General features: G+C 44.8%; 20 protein-coding genes and 2 tRNA genes. 2 read left to right on the forward strand and 20 right to left on the reverse strand.

Annotated elements, in window-relative coordinates; all coding sequences use genetic code 11:
* Window positions 1-3: 3 nt before the first annotated feature.
* Genes rpsM through HYY55_01170 form a run of 6 tightly spaced genes read right to left on the reverse strand, consistent with a single transcriptional unit; the run spans window position 4 to window position 4,895 of the window.
* Complete coding sequence (gene rpsM / locus HYY55_01145) at window positions 4-390, reverse strand: 30S ribosomal protein S13 (GenBank protein QQG46435.1); 387 nt, start codon at window positions 388-390, stop codon at window positions 4-6.
* A gap of 7 nt (window positions 391-397) precedes the next feature.
* The gene (rpmJ, locus tag HYY55_01150) at window positions 398-511 is read right to left on the reverse strand and encodes a 50S ribosomal protein L36 (GenBank protein QQG46436.1); all 114 of its coding nucleotides are present in this window, start codon (window positions 509-511) and stop codon (window positions 398-400) included.
* Window positions 508-729, reverse strand: a complete 222-nt coding sequence (infA, locus tag HYY55_01155) for a translation initiation factor IF-1 (GenBank protein ID QQG46437.1) — start codon at window positions 727-729, stop codon at window positions 508-510. The genes rpmJ and infA overlap by 4 nt, the downstream gene beginning before the upstream one ends.
* A gap of 50 nt (window positions 730-779) precedes the next feature.
* Window positions 780-2,018: a hypothetical protein gene (locus HYY55_01160; GenBank protein QQG46438.1), complete on the reverse strand. Its 1,239-nt coding sequence runs from the start codon at window positions 2,016-2,018 to the stop codon at window positions 780-782.
* The gene (locus HYY55_01165) at window positions 2,005-3,186 is read right to left on the reverse strand and encodes a hypothetical protein (protein QQG46439.1); all 1,182 of its coding nucleotides are present in this window, start codon (window positions 3,184-3,186) and stop codon (window positions 2,005-2,007) included. Before HYY55_01165 ends, HYY55_01160 begins: the two co-directional genes overlap by 14 nt.
* 5 nt (window positions 3,187-3,191) lie before the next feature.
* A complete protein-coding gene (locus HYY55_01170; protein ID QQG46440.1) occupies window positions 3,192-4,895 on the reverse strand; it encodes an alanine--tRNA ligase in 1,704 nt (567 codons plus the stop codon).
* A gap of 128 nt (window positions 4,896-5,023) precedes the next feature.
* On the opposite strand from HYY55_01170, the gene HYY55_01175 reads away from it, so the two are divergent.
* The gene (locus tag HYY55_01175; protein QQG46441.1) at window positions 5,024-5,554 is read left to right on the forward strand and encodes a hypothetical protein; all 531 of its coding nucleotides are present in this window, start codon (window positions 5,024-5,026) and stop codon (window positions 5,552-5,554) included.
* Between the two features lie 100 nt (window positions 5,555-5,654).
* On the opposite strand, the gene HYY55_01180 is transcribed toward HYY55_01175, so the two are convergent.
* From HYY55_01180 to HYY55_01195, 4 genes are read right to left on the reverse strand one after another with little or no spacing between them, the layout of a single operon-like run.
* Window positions 5,655-6,824 carry a tRNA-specific 2-thiouridylase gene (locus tag HYY55_01180; protein ID QQG46442.1) on the reverse strand — a complete coding sequence of 390 codons (1,170 nt, stop codon included), beginning with the start codon at window positions 6,822-6,824 and terminating at the stop codon, window positions 5,655-5,657.
* Between the two features lie 28 nt (window positions 6,825-6,852).
* Window positions 6,853-7,812: an endolytic transglycosylase MltG gene (gene mltG / locus HYY55_01185; protein QQG46443.1), complete on the reverse strand. Its 960-nt coding sequence runs from the start codon at window positions 7,810-7,812 to the stop codon at window positions 6,853-6,855.
* A gap of 7 nt (window positions 7,813-7,819) precedes the next feature.
* On the reverse strand, window positions 7,820-8,452 hold the full coding sequence (locus tag HYY55_01190; GenBank protein ID QQG46444.1) for a protein-L-isoaspartate O-methyltransferase: 633 nt from the start codon (window positions 8,450-8,452) through the stop codon (window positions 7,820-7,822).
* Window positions 8,453-8,494: 42 nt separating this feature from the next.
* On the reverse strand, window positions 8,495-9,520 hold the full coding sequence (locus HYY55_01195; protein QQG46445.1) for a hypothetical protein: 1,026 nt from the start codon (window positions 9,518-9,520) through the stop codon (window positions 8,495-8,497).
* A gap of 165 nt (window positions 9,521-9,685) precedes the next feature.
* On the opposite strand from HYY55_01195, the gene HYY55_01200 reads away from it, so the two are divergent.
* Window positions 9,686-10,348 carry a hypothetical protein gene (locus HYY55_01200; GenBank protein ID QQG46446.1) on the forward strand — a complete coding sequence of 221 codons (663 nt, stop codon included), beginning with the start codon at window positions 9,686-9,688 and terminating at the stop codon, window positions 10,346-10,348.
* A gap of 43 nt (window positions 10,349-10,391) precedes the next feature.
* Here HYY55_01200 and HYY55_01205 read toward each other — a convergent pair whose 3' ends face one another.
* From HYY55_01205 to HYY55_01250, 10 genes are all read right to left on the reverse strand, one after another.
* Window positions 10,392-13,226: a hypothetical protein gene (locus HYY55_01205; GenBank protein QQG46447.1), complete on the reverse strand. Its 2,835-nt coding sequence runs from the start codon at window positions 13,224-13,226 to the stop codon at window positions 10,392-10,394.
* A 125-nt stretch (window positions 13,227-13,351) separates the two neighbouring features.
* Window positions 13,352-14,791 (reverse strand): IMP dehydrogenase, encoded by a 1,440-nt coding sequence (gene guaB, locus HYY55_01210; protein ID QQG46448.1) that lies wholly within the window; start codon window positions 14,789-14,791, stop codon window positions 13,352-13,354.
* A 92-nt stretch (window positions 14,792-14,883) separates the two neighbouring features.
* Window positions 14,884-16,863 carry an APC family permease gene (locus tag HYY55_01215; protein ID QQG46449.1) on the reverse strand — a complete coding sequence of 660 codons (1,980 nt, stop codon included), beginning with the start codon at window positions 16,861-16,863 and terminating at the stop codon, window positions 14,884-14,886.
* 14 nt (window positions 16,864-16,877) lie between these two features.
* Window positions 16,878-17,567: an HAD family hydrolase gene (locus HYY55_01220; protein ID QQG46450.1), complete on the reverse strand. Its 690-nt coding sequence runs from the start codon at window positions 17,565-17,567 to the stop codon at window positions 16,878-16,880.
* The gene (locus HYY55_01225) at window positions 17,564-18,064 is read right to left on the reverse strand and encodes a hypothetical protein (GenBank protein ID QQG46451.1); all 501 of its coding nucleotides are present in this window, start codon (window positions 18,062-18,064) and stop codon (window positions 17,564-17,566) included. Before HYY55_01225 ends, HYY55_01220 begins: the two co-directional genes overlap by 4 nt.
* 202 nt (window positions 18,065-18,266) lie before the next feature.
* Window positions 18,267-18,860: a hypothetical protein gene (locus tag HYY55_01230; GenBank protein QQG46452.1), complete on the reverse strand. Its 594-nt coding sequence runs from the start codon at window positions 18,858-18,860 to the stop codon at window positions 18,267-18,269.
* A gap of 288 nt (window positions 18,861-19,148) precedes the next feature.
* Window positions 19,149-19,219 (reverse strand) — tRNA-Trp (locus HYY55_01235).
* A 323-nt stretch (window positions 19,220-19,542) separates the two neighbouring features.
* Window positions 19,543-19,707, reverse strand: a complete 165-nt coding sequence (rpmG, locus tag HYY55_01240) for a 50S ribosomal protein L33 (GenBank protein ID QQG46453.1) — start codon at window positions 19,705-19,707, stop codon at window positions 19,543-19,545.
* A gap of 40 nt (window positions 19,708-19,747) precedes the next feature.
* A tRNA-Thr gene (locus tag HYY55_01245) sits at window positions 19,748-19,819 on the reverse strand.
* A 48-nt stretch (window positions 19,820-19,867) separates the two neighbouring features.
* Entirely contained in the window at window positions 19,868-20,467 is a 600-nt protein-coding gene (locus tag HYY55_01250) for a hypothetical protein (GenBank protein ID QQG46454.1), read from the reverse strand.
* Window positions 20,468-20,513 lie beyond the last annotated feature (46 nt).

Genomic DNA, 20,513 nt, shown 5'->3' on the forward strand with positions numbered 1-20,513 from the left:
CTCTTATTTCTTCTCAACCTTGCGTTTTCCGCTAATGGCCGTGCGACGGACATTGCCCCTTCTGGTTCGCGAATTAGTGCGCGTCCTTTGACCGCGAACCGGCAAATTTTTGGAATGGCGCATCCCGCGATAACTTTTAATGTCTTTGAGACGTTTTATGTCCGATGATATTTTACGGCGCAAATCCCCCTCAACCCGATGGGATTTTTCTAGAATAGAGCGGATGCGGTTCAGCTCGTCGGCCGTAAGGGCGCCGGCTTGTTTAGCGGGGTCAATCTTGGCCTCATTTAATATCTTTACGGCCAGAGTTTTACCGACGCCGTAAATATACGGAAGAGAGAACTCCGCGCGCTTTTTATCTGGTATATTGACCCCAGCTATTCTAACCATAAAAAAATCAACCCTGTTTCTGCTTATGCTTGGGATTTGAACAAATTATGCGCACCCGACCCTTGCGCCTTACAACTTTGCACTTCATACATATTGGTTTAACCGATGCCCTGACTTTCATAATCTTTGTATTATTCGGCCCCTGGTCTGATCATAAGGGCTTAATTCAAGCTTTACTTTATCGCCAATCAGAACTTTTATTCTGAAATGGCGCATCTTGCCGGCAAGATATGCCAGCAATACCGGACCGTCATCAAGCTGTACACGGAACATAGTGTCCGGCAAAGCTTCAATAACAGTTCCAAGCTTAATTTCCTTATTTTCTTTATCTGCGGCCATTAAAATATACAGATTCTATCCTAAATCAAAAGAATAATTAAGTCAAGCCTTTAATAGGAACCGGATATAAGCACCTTATCGGCTGTATCCGGAAAAATTCTCCACCAAGACGGCTTATAAAATATTTCCGCCCTTCTTATTTGCGGATAACGCTCAAAAATTTTCAGTCTTTCGGCAGCCCCGGCGGCCAAAGCCAGCTCTTCGGCCAAACGCGGCGATTCAATATTCCAGACGGCTTTTGCCGAACCGGCCACCGTTAATTTCAACGCCGATGAATTAAAATCCACGTTTGCCGCCAAAACTTTCAAGTCTCCAAAATTAGGTATATCAATGCTGTTAAAATCCGGATCGCTTTTATAGCCGTCCAAAATTTTATTTTTAATGTCGCCTCTGCGGATGAAAATGGCTTTTAAATTGCCTTCAAGCGTCAGTTTAAATTCGTCGGCTTTGGATTTTATCGCCGGTTCAACCGAAACAACTTTTATTTCATACTGGTAAGCCCCTTCCGGCACTAAAAATTCACCCGGAATTTCGGATTGCATTTTGGAATAAAGATCGCTTCTTAATTTTTCTTCCATTGTCTTCTTCAGCGCTTCAACGTCATTTTCAGAAACGACATTGGCTCTTCCCGTAAAACCTCCGGACATGGGCGTTTTGGAACGAGCGTAAAATTTGCCGTATTTAAGACTGCCGCTAAACCCCGGAACACTGAAATCATTAAGCCCTATATTATATTCTTCGCCAGCCTTATCGGCAAAAACCCGAACTTCCAAAGAACTCGGCTCTATCTTGCCGTCAATAATTTTCGCGCCCGGAACGACGATTTCTTTCGCTATCCTGTAAATTTTTCCGTCTGTGGATTCAAAACGGGTTTGGGCGACTAAAATCTGCGGCTCGGAACTGTAGGCATTATAAATGATAACTAATCCGGAGGCTTTTTCGCTAAAATCTTTGGATTCGGAGGTCAAAGCATTTGACTCGGCATGATTTTGAAAAACAACCTTCTCGGCCGGCATTTCTGATCCGGCGCTCCCAGCGGATAAAACGCGATTGACGTCAAAATCTTCGTTTTTCAAAACCACATTGACTTCGGCTCTGGAAAAAAAGTTAAGCGTCGCCAGAATTGCGGCGTACAAAATAACGAAAGAAACAATAAACTTGAAACGACTGGGCCTTATTTTTATTGCCTTTCTTTTTACTTCCTCCTTTCTTTTTTCCGGTTTTTCCGGAGGCCTCGCGGAAGTAGCGGCCGGAATAATATCCCGAATAAAATTATTATTTTGCGGCATAATTTGCGGCATAAATCAAATAAAATCCAATTAAATCCAAATAGGGTTTATCTAAAATTTGGTCATAATTTTTAAAAAACCCCTTCATCTTATCAGATGTTTGTTCAATGATTGAAAATGAACGGCCGTGCGCGGTGTAACGCTTGAAAGACGGGTCACTCAAAGCTTCGTGGAATGCGGATATTTTTCCATGGCCGGTCAACATAATTTTTTCGGGCGCCAAGTCCGGCAGTACGCGCTTTTCCAGCGCCTCTTTAAATAAATTCTGCCATTCTTTGACCGCTTCTTTCAATACCACCTCAAGAGATCTTTTAAATTTATCATCAAGTTTATTTTCCATATAATTTGAAATCAGCTCCGAAACTTCGTTTAAATCCAGGCGCAGCGCCGAACCGACACGGCGCGCCACGTAATTAATACCTCGGCCGAAAGAAGCCATTTTTAACATCTGGCCGCCTTTAATTAAAATTAAATCGGTTATCTCTCCTCCGATATCCACAACGAATAAATCTTTATAGCCCTCTCGCAGAAAGATATCGAAAAGAACCCGCGGCGAGCTTCTGAACTCCGTGGATTTAACGCCGTGATTTTCAAGAAGTTTTTTTATGCCGGCGGCCGCTTCGCTAAAAATGGCTGAGATATAAATTGAGACGAAAAATTCCACAGCCCGTTTGCCTAAAATATTTTGACGCGGCTCCCGGACCGGATAACCGTTTAATTTAGCGCTCATTATGAGTGAACGCGTCAAAGCCAAATCTTCCTGCAAGAAGCCGAAATAAGAAGATGTGTCTTTTTTAAAACTATTTTCTTGCGCAAGCATAATTTCGGCGATAAATTTTTTATCTATAACAATTGGCGGGTCAAATTTTTTAGACACTAAACGTGAATCGGAAAAATACCACGGCGAAGAAAAAACGACCATCGCTTCATCGGCTTTCCGGCCGCTTTTCTCATATTCCCACATCACATTCTCAATCAACGCGTATATTTTTCGCCAGAGACCGCGTAAATTCACTTCCGGCATAATCACATTTTCGGACCGAAACAACCTTTTAACATCTATCTTTTCTCCGGAGCCGAAAGACGCCAGGACGCAATTTACCCTGGAACTTCCTATGTCAAAAATCAGCTTTTGCTTTACCGATTTTCCCGCGCCGAATAAAAACATTTAGGTTATTTTATAACGGCTCTAACACGGCGCACCCCCGAAGCCACCGCCTCCTCTTTGATAATTGAAAATTTGCCTATCTCGCCGGTTTTAGCCACATGCGGTCCGCCGCATAACTCGCGGGAAATCAAATTATCACCAACGCCGATGCTGTAAACCTTAACTTTTTTAGGGTATTTATGCTTGAAAAATGATAATGCTCCAGACTTAACCGCTTCTTCATAATCCATCTCTTTCATTTTAACATTTAAATTTTTTTCTATCATCTTATTTACAAGCGATTCAATTTTTTTCAATTCTTCGGAAGTCAGTTTGCGCCCGAATGAAAAATCAAACCTCGCGCGTTCTGGCGTGATGTCCGAGCCCATTTGTTTAACATCCTTGCCCAAAACCTCGCGAAGCGCGGCTTGCAAAAGATGGGTCGCCGTATGCAATCTTGTAACTTTTTGCAATTCTTCCTCACTCCCCGCTTTCAGCTCGCCCGTATCCAGAATAAGCCCGTGCCCGCCGAATTTTTTTTCTTGCCCCGCTTTTGAAATTTCCTGATGACGCGCAAATTCCTTGTCAAAATCCTCTCTTTTGAGCTTCGCCGCTTTTTCTCCCCCGACCTCTTTAATGATCTCGTAAGGCAGGCCGTATGTCTGGTATAAATCAAAGGCAATTTTGGCGTTAATGGCGTTCTGCTTTTCCAGTTCCTTAAGCCCGTGTTCAAGCGTTTTGGAAAATTTTTCTTTTTCTTCGCTCAAGACGGCAATTATCGCATCCGCGTCAAGTTTATAATGCGCATAGTTTTCGTTTTCAACGATAATTTTTATAACTTCCCCGATATTCGCGCCGTAAAATATTATCCTGCGCATAAGTCGGCGTAAAACATAACCCTGTTCCTTGTTTGAAGGCAAAACTCCATCCGAAATCAAAAAGGCGGCCGCTCGGATATGGTCGGCTATTATTCTTTTCACACGAATGTTATCGTACTTTTCCGAGATTTTAATCGCATTTATGGTCGGCTCAAATAAATCCGTCTCAAAAATATTTTTCTTTTTTTGAACCAGCATCACCAAACGTTCAAATCCCCACCCGACATCAACGCCCTTTTGCGGCAGTAAAGTTAAACTCTGGTCTTTGGCGCAAAAATATTCCATAAAAACAAGGGTCGCTACTTCCAAATCGTCAACATACACCTCGTTTGCCGCTCCGCACGGTCCCTCGGCCCCGGCCGGTCCCCAAATGTTATCCTTACGCGGACCTTTGCGGATATGGTCCGAAGGTAAAAATTTGGACCAGGCCTCGTATGACTCCGAGTCAAATGGAATTTTTTCATCACCTGCAAAAACTGTGGCTGAAATCCTCCCGGACTCAATATTAAAAACTTCGGTCAATAATTCGTAAGTCCACTTTATAGTTTCTTTTTTAAAATAATCCCCGAAAGAAAAATGTCCCAGCATTTCAAAAAAGGTAAGATGCGATTCATCGCCCACTTCATCAATATCCGAGGTGCGCATTGATTTTTGAATTGAAACAGTATTGAGCGAGCCGAAATCGCGCATCGGATCGGCTTCGCCCGTAAAATACGGCTTAAATTGCTGCATTCCGGCTGTGGTAAAAAGCACCGAGGGGTCGTCGGGTATAAGCGAAGAAGACGGTCTAACCGTATGTCCTCTTTTTTTGAAAAAATCCAAAAATTTTTCTCTTATTTCTTGGGAAGTCATTTATATATTTATAATAGCAAAAAACAACCCGCGTTGAAACGGGCAAGAAACATACAGAATATCCAACAGAATATCCAAAGTAACATCTTTTGATACAATTGTCAGAAATATGTTACCATATGATTTATATGAAAAAATTGCCTATTACTGATAAGTTTTTGTGGAAATTATACGATCTGATAGAAAAGGCGGATGATGTGGTTGACTTTATCGGGCCGGGAACGATGTCCGAAACTGTTTACCCCGACACCAGACGTTTGCGGCACGAGTACAAGAAGGAAAACGCCAGACGAAAATTCAGCCAGTTTATGATGTACTTACAAAATCGGGGTTATATAAAAACCAAAGCTCTGGAAGGAACAACGGGAGTGCTTTTAACGCCCAAAGGCAAGAAAAAGGTTTTACTGACAAAAAGAAAGTTTGGCGAGAAGAAAAAACGCAAAGACGGATCTTGGATTATGGTTATATTTGACATACCTGCAAAATTAGGGACGATAAGACACGTTTTGCGAGATCGTTTAAGGTGGCTTGGATATCAACAACTTCAAAAGAGTGTTTGGGTGTGCCCCTATGACACGCACAGAGAAACCGAGGAAATTATAAGAGAACTTCGCTTGACCTCTTATGTCAAAATATTTTTTATAAAAGAGATAATTTAAAACATGTACAAAAAGAATTTGACGTCAATCGGCATTAAGTTAAACCCAGTAACATATTTCTGACAATTGTTAGAAATATGTTACTAGTATTTGGAATGGATTATTTTATTATTCCGCCGCCGAGCATTTCTCCACATTTATAAAAAACAGCCGATTGGCCAGGGGTTGCGGCTTTTTGTGGCTCATTAAAAACAACCCTTACCTTCCCCCCGTCCGTGGACTTCCGAAGTCCACATTTTTGAAGGGGCTGGCGGTAACGGATGCGCGATTCGCAATTTAACGGAAGCTCTGGTTTAATTCCTCCAATCCAATTTATATCAGTGATTTCAATTTCTTTTTCGTAAAGCGCGGGGTCTAAATCTCCTTCAGCGACAATGAGGGTGTTAGTTGCGGCTTCTTTCGCGGCAACATAAAGCGGCTCGGAGGTGCCGCCGATTTTAATTCCGTGCCTTTGCCCCAAAGTGTAAAAATTAAGGCCGTCGTGCTCGCCTATTATTTTTCCGGAGGTAGTCGCAATCGGCCCCGGATTTTTTGGTAAAATTTCGCGTAAAAAATCGCTAAAATCAACCTTCCCCACAAAACAAAGACCTTGGGAATCCTTTTTATCGGCTGTCGGCAGTCCGAATTTCCTCGCCATTTCTCTGATTTCGCTTTTTAGATAATCCCCTATCGGAAATAAGGCGTGTTTGAACTGATTTTGCGTAAGACGCCACAAGAAATAACTTTGGTCTTTCGCGCTATCGCGCGCAGCGTGCAAAGAAAAATTCGAAGCACTAATATCGAAACTCGAAACAAATTCCAAATTCGAATTTTCCAAATTCAAAACATTTCTTTTATTTAGGATTTGGGGGTTAGATATTATTTCGGATTTCTGATTTCTGATTTCTGATTTTCGGACGTAGTGCCCCGTCGCCACAAAGTCCGCGCCAAGCGCCAGAGCTTTTTCCAAAAAAATACCGAATTTTATTTCCGAGTTGCAAAATACATCCGGGTTTGGCGTTCTGCCAACAGCATACTCACGCACCATGTAATTAAAGACGCGCTCGCGATATTCTTTCTCAAAATCAAAAATATAAAATGGTATTTCCAGTTTTTCGGCAACCGCCCTCGCATCTTCAGCGTCTTTCTCAACACTGCACTGGTCCCACGCCGACCAGCACTTCATATGGCATCCAACCACTTCAAACTTTCCGCTTTTTTTAAGCAAAGCGGCTGCGACCGAAGAATCAACTCCTCCCGACATCGCTACGAATACTTTTGGCCTTTTCATAACTTTTTATTATGAAGTAAAAATGGCCTTATCGCAAGTATGCGCGCTTATTCGACACGTGCTCTTCAAATGTTATTGCGTATCTGGGCTCGCTGTCTTTGCCGTGCAAATAATACCAATATAAAGTTTTTTCGGGATAAATCGCGGCGCGAATCGCGTCCAGTCCAGGGTTGCCTATGGGAGTTGGCGGAAGACCGCGATATTTATAAGTATTGTAGGGCGAATCCATTGCCAAATCTTTTTCAGTAAGTTCCGCTGAAGATTTTCCGGTTATATAAGTAAGAGCCGCATCCACTTGCAAACCCATTCCGGCCTCAAGCCGTTTCCACAAAATGCCGGAAATTATTTTTTCGTCTTCAAAATCACTTGCCTCTTTTTCTATAATTGAAGCCATAACTACGACATCTTCAAAATCCCGCCTGCTTTTTTCAATTTCAGGCAGCAAAGGCGACGCCTTTGCGTTAAAATTATCTCGCATAATCCCTATTATCTTTTCGGGCGAAGTGTTCGGCAGGAAAAAATAAGTGTCCGGAAAAAGATAACCTTCTTCTTTTTCGGCAAAACGCATCCAGTCCTTACGGCTGAAAAATCCGAGTTTTTCAAAAAGTCCGCCCATCTGCCAGACGGTCCAACCCTCCAGAATCGTCACGCGAGTCGGCGAGAGCCCGTAAATACCGCCGGTTATTCGGCGCGCGATTCCGAAAGCCGAAAGCGGCTCGTCAAAAAAATAATCTCCGGCCTTGATATTTTTCTGGCCGGAAAAAATAAAAACCAAAAATTTGAAAACAAAAGGGGACTTTATAATATTTTCTTCGTTGAAATTGGCGGCTATCTTACTCAAACCCTCGCCTTGTTTTATGGTTATTAAACGATTTTTGCCGAAGCCGGATGAAACAGAAAAAACAGAATAGGCCGCGAAAGAAATAACAAATAAAACCGCGCCGGTGAGCATTGCCAACTTTTTTATTTTTAAATCAATTTCATTCATTTCGAATTTATTCCTTGCCTTTTATAAACGGCACGAAAGCAAAACCGGGAAATTCACGCTTGCGCAATGTTCCGTCGGCTTGTTTGATAAAAAGCCAAATAGAATTACCTATGGGCACGACCATTTTCCCGCCGATTTTTAATTGTTCCTCCCACATTTTCGGCACTTTGTAATCCACTATGCTTGCGGCGACAATAATACCGTCAAAAGGAGCTCTGTCGGGAAGCCCGACCGAAGCGTCTTGACACATCCACTCCACAACGCCCTTCTCCAAAAAATTATATTTCGCGATATTTGTTCTGCCAAATTCGCAAAGTTCCGGCACACGCTCAACGGCGAAAACCTTGCCGCTTTCCCCCACGACATAAGCCAAAAGCGCGGTCTGCCAGCCGGAACCGGCGCCAACATCCATAATTTTGTCTCCCGCCTGCGGATCAAGAAGATTAAGCATAAACGCGACGGTATATGGCTGGGAAATAGTCTGTCCTTCTCCAATGGGCAAGGCCTCGTCGGCGTAGGCGGACGATTTTAATTCCTCGGGCACGAAATCAGCGCGGTCAATCGCGCCGAAGGCCTCCAAAATTTTCCCGGCGCCCAAAACTCCGGTTCGCAAAAGATAATCCGGTAACGGATTGGACATTTTTACATCATAACAAAAAACAGGGCTCTTTACGAGTCCTGTTTATGACTCTTTTTCTTTTTTTTCTCGCTCTTTTCTTTTTTTTACAATTTCCTGATAGTATTCCTCAAACCTTTTATACATATGTTCCTTTTGAATTCTTGGCTGGTCTTCAAGATATCTTAGGCCCTCTCTAGCCATTTGTTTTTCTCGCTCCGTAGAAACCGGTTCTTTAATATCGATTTTCTTTTCTGGCGAACTGAGATCTTTCGCGCCTTGTTTTTCCGGCTCCTCTTGCGTGTCTTCTAAATATTCAATCGGCTCTTCCGTCTCTTTGTTATAAATAGACAACAGATCATTCAACAGAAGGACCATCCGTTTAAGACGAAAAAAAACGCGCTCTTCTTGCAGTATCACGGACGACGGAAATGTCAAAGGTACGGGCTCACCGCTAGCAGTTGTTATCTTCATCTGATTGAAAAGATTCATCACGGAATCCACCGCAAGGGCAACCGTATCCGGAGTAAGGTTTTCCATATATGAGTGGGCATTTTGATAAAACGCCGTCTCGCCTAAAAATGAATCAAGGTCGTAGGTCTGGCGAAATTCCTCAAAATTTTTCTGAAACATATCGAGCGCGGCATGAAATTCATCTTGGCTCGCTTCGTATTTGGATATCGGAAACTCCGCCTTTTTTTCCCATTTATAAAACGGAGCGCCGGCATATTTATCGTTCGCTCCATACACGGCAAAGCTTACTCGGAACACCCCCTTCACCTGAAATGACATATTGCCGTCTTTTTGCATTCGTATGCTGCGTAAACGCGCCAATGTGCCGACGCCAAGATGTTGCATACTATGCTCGTCTCGTAAAATGGGTACGACAATAGCCCATCTTGTATCAACAAGCGCCTGTCTGTACTCTTTATACGCTTCGGCGCGCACATTCATGCCGACGGAAAATATCTCCGGAATGTATACATCGCCCGGAAAAAGAGCACACTCGCCCATATAGCCGAGAGTCAGCAAGGGTACAATGGAGGGAGGAGGGTTTTCTCTGCCGCCGCCCCGCCGACGTTTATTAGGCATTGGCCGCCTCCTTTCATATCTTGCTTCTGTCAAGATTCTTAATCTCCTTTCAGTATATCTTAAAAAAACAATTAATAAAATTTGCGATCGGAAAATATTTATTGACAAATAAAAACGCTTAGCACAAACTTAAATGAGAAAACAAATGCGGAGGGGAAAAAGAAAATGTCCGGAACTAAAACATCCGAGCCAAAGCGCCTTGAAATCTATTTTGCGCACACCCTGAACACCTATGACACGCCTCTGGAAGAGGCGCTTCGTCAATTGATTGCCCATACTTTTCGCGGCATCCGTGAAATAAAAATTGAGGACCCGAACCAGCCGCATCATCAGGAGGGATATGAAAGATTCAAACGCGAACAACCGGCGGACAAGGACGGCAAGCACGGAGGAATGAATTATTTTTATGAAATTGTCCTAAAACCGATGCTGACAGCAGACGCGCAAAGCGCGTGCGTATGCCAAACATTTCTTGACGGAAAATGGGGGTCCGGTGTGGCGGGCGAGGCAAGAAAATTCATTCTTGCCGGAAAACCCATCTGGGAAATAAAAAGCTGTAAGGCACAGCGGACAAAAATCGCTGTTGAGACAAACAGAAAACTAATAGAATCGTTTGCGCAAGATCCATTAGACGACTTGTTTTTCCTGCGAAGAATAAACCCGTGGGAAGAAAAAAGGATTTTAGAAAATGATCCTTGGCTTGTGGTCCAGCACATAGAAACCCGTCTTCGCACATGGAAAATCTACAACCGAGAAAAAAGGCCGTTTCAAGAAGCGCATCTTGCGCCAACAGAAGTATATCCCGGATTCTATACCGAAGATAACTAATATGGAAAAAGCCCATTCGCATTACGCGATGGGCTCTTTTATTTTATGCCGGATTCGGCAAATATGCCTTCCAGTCAAACGATCTTGGATTATCCTCCACAAAATCCTTAATCACATCGTAAGGCAAAATCCTCAAAAGAATCGGCCCGCTATCCGGACCGTCTGCCGGCAAACCAACAAACGAAACGCCTGTGCTATTCGGCGGAAATCCATGCTCGCCATAGTTGTCGGTGTGGACGCCTGCCGGACACATATGATAGATGCAATAAGATGTAATCACCAAACCGACAAAGTGCTTATCGCCGCAGTCGTTTTGGACTACTCTCCCGTTAAAAATTCGCGAGTAGTTTCCGCGAAGCGGGTCGTTGCGAACAGCGCCAAGCAAAGTGTCGCCCCACCCAGCCATTCTTGTCGGGGTCGAACGCATCACAGAACCGTATTCATACCCGTGCTTTACACGAATGGTTCCCCAACCGATGGATTGACCGCCGTAAAGCGGAGCAACCACGGCTTTTTCAAGAAATTGCTGGCGCTTTTTGAAATCAGAAATTTGTCCCAGGAAAGCGCGAAGATATTTAGCATAAAAAGGACCTTCAATAATTTCACCATTAACGGTGTGCGCGAGATGGTTGCCGGAGCCGAAATTAATAATACCAATATTTCTGGTATCAAAGCCGCCGAACTTTTCATTCACAAACTCGCCCACTCCGCGGACAATCAAGCCGGCCTTCTCAGCCCGACGCAGAATAGCCGCGAACACATCAACATACGATTCAACGTGTCTTTCTATCATCTGAAACATCTGGTCAAGAGGAAAATCCGAACCACGCTTCTCAATTTGGTATTTATAAAAATCGTCAATCGAATTAAGAATTCTTCGCACTTCTCCCGCGTCAGAGGCCCGTTCTGCCTGAAGACGCATATTGTGCACATACTGCTCTATTTTGTGAGGCGGAAGCTGGTGCGGGTGCGGTTCCACCCTCGCGTTGAAATTCTGCCCTTGAACCGGGTCATCGGGAACAGAGAAGGTATGAACCGGCATGGAAAGATTTTTGGTCAAACCGGCTTTTCTCATCATCTGAAATACGGCCTCAACCATTCCAAGACGCTCGCCCGTGTCTTTGCAACTTACCATCTCTTTGGAGCGCCCGCCCCAGTGCGGGTCAGAGCCATACATTCTCCAAATGTATTTGGGGCCAACCGAATAAAATTCTTTTTCTTTCTTTCGTCCGGCTCTTACTTTCTTGTACTTATCTTCCTCAAACGACTCTAGCGCTTCCAAAGGAATAATATCGCCCTCAACCAAGCCGTTTACGCAATTGAGGCGCAAAACACCGGTTCGGGCTTGTTCGCTGTGCGCCATCTTGGCTACATTGTGTACCTTGCGGACCGTATGCTCCATTGAACGGCGGATGCAAGCGTCATCAACACAGATAGGCGCTACAAAGACCTTGCTTGAGCCGCGCTTGCCGTCTTTGTCAACTTGCCGCTCGGTCATACGCGGATTTAGCGAATACGGATGGCAGATTACCACGGTTTTTGCCATATCTTCGCGCAAAACCTTGGGGCCGTATTGTTTGCAGTAATTGGCAAGTAAAGTGTCGGTAACTCTGTCGTGCTCTGGTATGTTGATTTCAATTGTCCCTGAATTTCCAATGCTTATGTAAGTCGTCCCCATTCCAATGACTTTGGAATTTGGAATCGCGCGCTCAATTTTGTTAACCACAAGCGACTTGGCATAATCAACAAATCTATGCCCCTCTTGGGTCGCGACTTGAGTGACTGTCGTTAACGCGAGTTCTTTTTGGGTAATCAGAAGTTCTGTTTCCAGTTTGTTGGCATGTTTAAAATTTCTTGCTTTGTCCGCCTTTTTTATTCCGCTTTTTATAGTTGAGATCTCACTCCTCAGCTCGTCCTGCCTTTGCTTAGTCTGAAAGTTAATTTCCCAATATGCTATCGTCTTAATCAGATCTTCCTCGTTTATTCCCAAAACAACATGTATCGGTCTGTCATACTCCAGTCTTTTGTCCGGCTTTGTAAAAATTTTTTTCCAGCCGGCGAGCAGGTCATCAAGAAGATCTTCGGCTGTGCGATAAATTATTTTATCCATGGGGCTGTTTGCGAGAATTTCTTTTACCCGCTCTCTGTACGAGGGGGACGCGAAAACATCCGGATTTATGTTGTCGCCCAAGGCAAGCATCCGGCCAAGCTTTTGCGGTCCGCCCGCTTTTTTCAGATCCATCACCAAAATATTTGTAAGTATGATTGTGTCATCACCCCTGAAGTCCGCGTCCGAAAGAGCTCTGCGCACGGGGTTGCCAACAATATCCGACTCCGGATAAAGCACGCCGATGTTTGACCCGTTAAGACACATTATATGCCAGTTGGTGCGGTTATTTTCAGAGGGGATGTTCACGGGTTTTTTGCATGAAGAGCGGGGTATTTTTATTTTTTTCAGCTCAGTCAAACTTACATCGGCTCTAATCCTGAAAATACCGGTTTGATTTTGGCGAGCCTCGCGATAGGCACTGCTTATTCCCTTGTGCCACCTCTCGCGCGCTTTCACCATCTCCATCGGAATATTGGGAAACGAAGAATAAAAGGTCTCAAGACCAATCCTCTCGCGCACAACTCTGCGCAGGGCTTTGTCTACATCGCTTGTCCAGATAAATTTGTCTAACTTGCACGCAAACTTCTTTTTGGAAAAATCATAACCCAGAGCGCCAAAGGATTCGGCAAACTCTTTTTGAATCAGTTCACAAAGTTCATCCGCGCCTATTTTTTTGAGAGTTCCGTCTTTGATCAGTTCGGACATTCTTTTTCCAATTTTATCCCACAAATCTTTTACAGGATTTTTCGTGCTTTTTTGGTCGGACACCTCATTTCTCCTTTTTTGTTTGTCAACGAACAAATCAAATCTGGCTTAATTATAAAACTCCCCGGCAAAAAAATAAAATAAAATAAAACCAGCCACGCCGAAAGCGCGGCTGTCAAGACCCGATTTTAATTCCTTGCTTGGCCTTCCTTGAAAGAGGCCTGGGTTATTTTTATGAATTCGGCGTTCCTGCGAAATTCTTTAAGATTTTTGGCGCCCAAATAACTCATTGACGAACGAAGCCCGCCGATTAAGTCGCCGACAACATTTTTGGCAGAGCCGCTGTAAGCCACGCGGCCGGCCTTGCCTTCGGGCAAGCGCGAAAAACCGCCTGCCTCAAGCGCGGTCAAGGGGTCAATTCCGTCTAATTTATTTTTGTCCTCCGCCGCATCGCGCGAGGCCATTCCGCGAAAAAGCTTAAACGACTGCCCGTCTTCCATAATATATTCTCCGGGCGCTTCGTCGGTGCCGGCAAAAAGCGAACCGGCCATCACGGTATCCGCGCCGGCGGCCAAGGCCTTGGAAAAGTCCCCTGAATTTTTTACTCCGCCATCGGCAATGACAGGAATGCCGAATTTTGAAGCGGACCCAACGCAATTTAGCACGGCCGTTAGCTGCGGAACGCCCACTCCCGTAACCACCCTTGTGGTGCAAGCCGCTCCCGGTCCAATGCCTACTTTGACCGCGTCGGCTCCGGCTTTAATCAAATCAAGGACGCCTTCCGGAGTGGCCACATTTCCGGCGACAACTTCAATACCTGCGAATTTTTTCTTTAAAATTTTCACCATTTCAAGGGCTCTTATGTTATGGCCGTGAGCAATGTCAACGACTATGGCGTCCGCTCCGGCTTCTAAGAGAGCTTTGGCGCGCTCTAGCGCGTCATCTTTAACGCCGATTGCGGCCGCCACCAAAAGCCGGCCCTTTTTGTCTTTTGACGCAAACGGATTCCGACTCTTTTTTAAAATATCTTTCAGAGTAATAAGTCCCTTAACAACGCCGCTTTTTGAAACAATCGGCAGTTTCTCAATTCTATATTTATGCAAAATTTCTTTCGCTTTTGCCGGCGAAACCCCGACAGGAGCCGAAACAACTTTTTTGGTCATAATTTCGCTTACTTTTTTGCCGTTTTCCCCCTCAAATAAAAGATCGCGCGAAGTTAAAATGCCGACTAATTTTTTCTTGTCATCCGCCACTAAAAGGCCCGAAACGCCGGCCTTAGCCATTAGATCCCGGGCCTCGGCAATAGATTGATGCGGAAAAATCGTATAGGGGTCGTCTATGACGACATTTTCCGCTCTTTTAACTTTTTTAACTTCCTCAACTTCTCTTTCAACCGTCAAAAAGCGGTGAATTATTCCGATGCCTCCGACCTCGGCGAGAAACCTGGCCATCCTGGATTCGGTCACGGTATCCATATTCGCCGAAACCAAGGGCAGAGAAAGTTCTATGTTTTTTGAAAAATTAGCTTTTAAAGAAACATCGCGACGCGAAAAGACCCGAGATTTCTTCGGGACCAATAAAACATCGTCAAAAGTTAGGCCCTCTGCCAAATTTTTATGAGTGCTCATGAAATAAAAATTTATTAAAATTTGAAAACCCCGCCGGGCGGGGTTTTTCATATCCTCTTATGATTATACTCTTAAAGAACAACGGCGCAAACTCACTTGTGCATATCTTCTATTAATTTAATCGTCGGAGAATCGTCCCACAGAAGCATGCTTTCTTTTACCGGCAATTCCAGAATTTCTATATTCATATCCTTGGCTCCCTCAATTGCCAGCCGAATTCTTAACCCTGTCTGATTATGCAAAAACCTGTGCCAGAACTTTTTGGGAATAAACTCCGGTATTAACACCATGACCGAATCGTCCCGCCACAGGTCTTCAATGCTTTTAAGAAAACCAAGCACGGGCGAAATCAAGTCCCGATATTCAGAGATAAAAACGGTAAGCTTTATGTCCGGAAAACTCTTCTCCCATTCTTGTCTTATTTTTTCAGCGCCTTCATTATCAATTGCTACATGAAACGCCATAAGACTGACCGGCCGTAATGATTTTGCGTGTTGTATGGCGTATGAAGAAATGCCAACATTGGAAACCAGAACTACTATGGTTTTTTTAGACGCGATCCTCGGTATGGCGGTATTATCCAAAGAAAAAATAGCTTCAACTCTCGCGTAATGGCGCTTCACCTTCGTCATAAAAAAGATGATTGAGGCGATAGCGGGAATGAGAAACCAGGCGCCGTGTATAAACTTGGTGGAAAGCACAATCAGAAAAACAATCGTGGTCGCAAAACAACCTAAAGCGTTGATGGCTATATTTCTTTTGTGCCCGCCGATTCTCTTCCAGTGCCTAATCATGCCGAACTGCGACAGCGAAAAACCGAGAAAAACGCCCACGGCGTAAAGCGGTATAAGCGCGTGGACCCTGCCGCCGAAAACGAACAAAAGAAATGCCGACATAACAGCTAAAACTATGATGCCGTTGGCAAAAACCAGACGGGAGCCGAGGTTCAAAAACTGCTGGGGAAAATATCCGTCTCGCGCCAACTGCGAAGCCACTCTCGGAAAATCGGCAAACGGCGTATTGGCCGCCAAAAACAAAATTGAAAGAGTAGATGCCTGAATTATAAAGTAAGGAGCTGTCTTGCCGAAAAGCGCCCGCGCTATCTGGGATACAACCGTTTCCCCTTCCATTGGCTGAACATGCGCCCAGGATGCGAGAAAAGTAATCCCAAGAAATATACTTCCAAGAATCAAACCCATTCGCAGCATTGTTTTTTGCGCGTTTTCTCCTTCCGGCGGCTTAAACGCCTGCACGCCGTTGGAAGTCGCCTCAATTCCGGTAAGAGCCGTGCAACCCGAAGCAAAAGCGCGAAGTATAAGAAATATGCCGATAGCGTTGATCATCTGGGGCTGGACCGATTCGCCGTATGAAATAACCGGAAATGTTCCCGCCGCATAGCGCCAAAAGCCATAGCCAATCATTCCCAAAAAAACAACAATAAAAGCATAGGTTGGCAAAGAAAACATTCTGCCCGATTCTCTGGTGCCTCGTAAATTACCCCAAGCCAGAAAAATGATTATTGCTATACCGATAACTACGCGATACGGCAAAAATTCCTCAAACGCGGAAGTCAATGCCGCGACTGCCGCGGTAACAGAAACCGCGACAGTTAAAATGTAGTCCACCATAAGTGATGCGGCTCCCAGCAGCGCCGGAAATTCTCCCAAATTTTTTTTGGCAACATTATAAACGCCCCCTCCTTGAGGGTAGGCCTTGATAACCTGCCTATAGGATATAACGACGATCAAAATCAGGCATACAATCGCGAGAGCCATTGGTATTGAAATGTAAGACGCGGCGGTACCCACGGCCGCTAAAACCAGCAGAATTTCTTCAGTCGCGTACGTGGTTGAAGAAATCGGGTCTGCGCTGAATATGGCCAGTCCCTGCGGATTGGTCAATCGTTCATGCGATATCGCTTTAGTGGACAGGGGGTCTTTAAGAATCGCCCGTTTTATCTTTGACCACATTTGAGTCCCCTTTTTATCTTCATCAAGGATCAAAACTTCTTGATGGAGTATAGCAAATTTATGCCAAAAGAAAAGACGGAGAACATTCTCCGTCTTTATCAAAATTGAAGCCGCAACTAAAACCGGGGGGATCTAAAATTTTCCAGAACATCCCACGCTTCAAGCATAATCAAAAGTTCTTTAAAATCGCGCGCGTTATAATCTGGCATTTCTGCTAAAACCAAATCTTCGGGAATATTTCCGTTGAGAAACGCGACCGCGCGCACGCCGGCTCTCTTGGCATGCATCATATCCGAAGGAGAATCGCCGACATAAAAACAATTCCCGGCCTCAGCTCTTTCGCGAAGCATTAGACGCTTAATGGCCGCGAACTTATCGCCCGCTCCGAATTCCAGATGGTCAAAAGCGTTTTGGATTTCAAATTTCTCAAGCAAATTCATCGCGGTCTCGCGGCCACAGGCCGTAACCAAAACAATAATAAATCCCTTCCTGGGCAGAGTGAAAAGAAGGTCGTAGGCGCCGGGAGCTAAACTGAAATCATTTCTATGCGCTTCATAAACGCTGTCAAAAATTTTATGAATTTCTTCAGAAGTAATTTTAATCCCGAAAGCGCGATAAGTATCTACCACGGGGCCTCTATATTTTTTAAAGAATTCTTCCGTTGTCGGCGGCTCTTTGCCGAATATCCTAAACAACACATCCGTAGCCAAACGCCATATTTTAAAATCGTTAAGCAGAGTGTTATTCAAATCCAACATTAAGATTTTTTTGTCCCGACCTTGCTCTTCAAAAATTCTTCGCCTCATTCCGACCTCCCGGAGAAACGCTCAATTCCACGGATGCTGAAAATCTCCTGCAAAATATATTTTCTGCAAAAAAGCCGGATTATTTCTTTCCTTAACTCATCGTAGGCCTCCGGATATTTTCTTTCGTCTCCCTTATAAGCCAAACCGGGAGATAAAAGTTTTGCTATTTCATCAGTATAGTCAAGTGTTTCGGCCGCAAGCGCTTTTTCAATACATTCGCTACCCGAAACACCCAATTCCTTGCTAAGTTCAAACAGGGCTTTCAACTTATCCCACAATACATCAAGAGCGCCTTCAATAGCAGATTCAACATGGGACTCCGGCTCATCCCGAAACGATTCAAAAACACTTAAATTCTCCCGCGCAAGCTCAAACATCTCAATTGCCTCTAGCCGGCACCCTTTAGGATCTCCCCGCGTAACCTCTTGTGTCAAAATACACTCTTCAAGCAAAAACCATTCAAGATTTTTTAATTCTTGATCGGCAGACACCGGCATGGAGCGTCTCCCTAATGTCTTTGCAATATTCCAATTCTGACCTTAACATAAATAATCGCTCCGTAAAAGCGGGCGTTTTTGGGCGAAAAATTTTGGCGGGATATATTTGAAAATGATTAGAAAATTTACTGGTTTAGCGGCAAATTTTCTTTCTGGAAATAAAAGGAGGGGCGCAGCTAAGTGCTGCACCCCTCGTGGACCGCTAGACGCGGCGCTTATTGAGGATTCTGCGGATTTTTTCCCTCGCCGTCGCCTTGGCACAGAACGGCCAGCCGTTCTTGAGCTCAAGGCAGAGCTCATCCAGATCAACCTTCAGGCCCTCGAGATTTCTGGTGCCTGACTGCATCCGCCCGAGTTCCGCCTCGAGCTCGGCGCGGGACATACCGCCTTGCTGTCCTTCGTAGCTCTGTTCGGGACGGATGGAGCCGACCCTGATCTTGCGGTAAAGCTCGAGCAAATCCTCCATCCTCTTCGCTCTGATGCGGATCATCCTGCCGCCACCGCTCTTGTCAACCTCCGCTTCTGCCGACTTGTGACGGTAGATGCCAATTTCTCGTTGGGTATCCGCGTATTCGTGAAGCGAGACCTCATCAACGATGTCCGTTACTGCCTCAGGAATCGGGTCGGTCAGTTTGCCGAGGGAGATATACCAACGCCCCTTGTCACGTAAGAGCTTGACGCCGGAAATCTCGTGCTCGTCCCACTCCTGAGGCGGTTTCCCACCCCACCTCTTCCTGGTTGTGAAGCCCTCGAGCTCCTGAACTTTGTTGCCCTTCAAGTACACGTTGACCGACATGATGCTTCTCCTCTCTTTGTGTCGCCAGGATTTCGTCAGGCTTTCTGGGCCTATCCGTTCCGTGGTCGACTGGTTGGAATACAGTCCCACTGGACTATCCAATGAAACTATCAAAAGTATAGCATAGTGCAACTATTCTGTCAAGTTCGTTGGCAATAAGAAACACCTTTGTTGCAAGCTATTTTTGACCCTAACTCTTATGAAAAAAATTCTTTTGCCCTTATTGATAAATCCTTTTTGGCAGGGATGCAAGGAATCGCCCCGCAGCTGCGGGGTTGGAGATCTTTGCGGGAGCTGAGGGAATCGGACCCCCGACCGCGGTTTTGGAGACCGCCGTTATACCACTTAACTAAGCTCCCTTAAAATTTTTAATCAACTTTATGGAATCGCCTCGCAGCTGCGGGGTTGGAGACCGACGTTCTGCCATTGAACCACACCCCCCCTTGCGAAAAAATAAGATTAAGCCGTTATTTTGGCTTCTTTGTGCAAAGTATGCTTTTTGCACCATTTGCGTCGCGGCTCGCTCACCTCAAGGGATTCGCTCGCGCTCCCCAGACACCTCTCGGTTTCTGGCGCTCGCTCCGCTCGCTGTTTTCCTACACGGGGAAAACTACAGTTTTCCCCGACCCCCTTTCGGGCAAATGGCACAAGGAAACTCCTCATATAATAAATATATCAAAAATCAAGCAGTGATTTTAGATTCCTTATGAAGCGTATGTTTCTTGCACCATTTGCAATACTTTTTGAGCTCAATTTTTCGCTCAACTTTTTTCTTGTTTTTGGTGCTGTAATAGTTCCCCCGTTTGCAAACGGAGCATTTTAGTTTGAATAAGTTCGGTTGCGGCATAATGTCTTATTTTAACAAAAAATAATAAAAAATCAACTTGAGCCGGAGGGGAGAATCGAACTCCCGACCTCATTCTTACCAAGAATGCGTTCTGCCACTGAACTACTCCGGCCTTTTCCCACTTTACAATAAAAAACGGGCGAATCAAAGATTCGCCCTATCAGCCGCACTCATTCGGAGCATTTTGGAATTTATAGGATTTAAGCGACATCGGAATAATTTCACTGCTTTTGAAATCGGGCGCGACATCAATAATATTCCCCGCGCACCGAGCGTACCAATAAAATATTGTGCCGCGCCAAGAGTGTTTGAGGCCGAGAAAGTACGCGTCTATTACCGCGCGGATTTTCAGCGCCTTAAAAACACCGGCGGGGACACGATGCGTTTCTTCCGCCAAAACTTCAAAATCTGCTTTCACAAGCGCCGCCCGGCTCCATTTTCGCCAAGACCATTTCTTACCCGGATAAAGCGGGAAATCCAGTTTTTTATCTCCCCCGATCCGATTCAATTGACTGTCGTAATTAATTTGTCCGCTTCCGATTTTAGTCGTCTCTTCAAAAACATAAATATCGCCTTGCTCCTTAATCATCTTCAAAGATATTTCGCTGGTGTTTCTCCGGTCAATAAAAATCCATTCATCTCCGACCTCAAAACGAGGGGGTTCGGTTGAGCCGATTTTAATGCCGGCTTCCAAATAATTAAAAATGAAAACCGATAAAAATACCGCCGCCATCCAAAGAAAGACGAGGCGCATCGCCATTCTCCTTCCTCAACGCAAAATATAAAGTGCTTTCAAAATGTATTTT

The organism is Candidatus Niyogibacteria bacterium (genome assembly GCA_016432485.1).
Taxonomy (GTDB): domain Bacteria; phylum Patescibacteriota; class Minisyncoccia; order HO2-45-28; family HO2-45-28; genus HO2-45-28.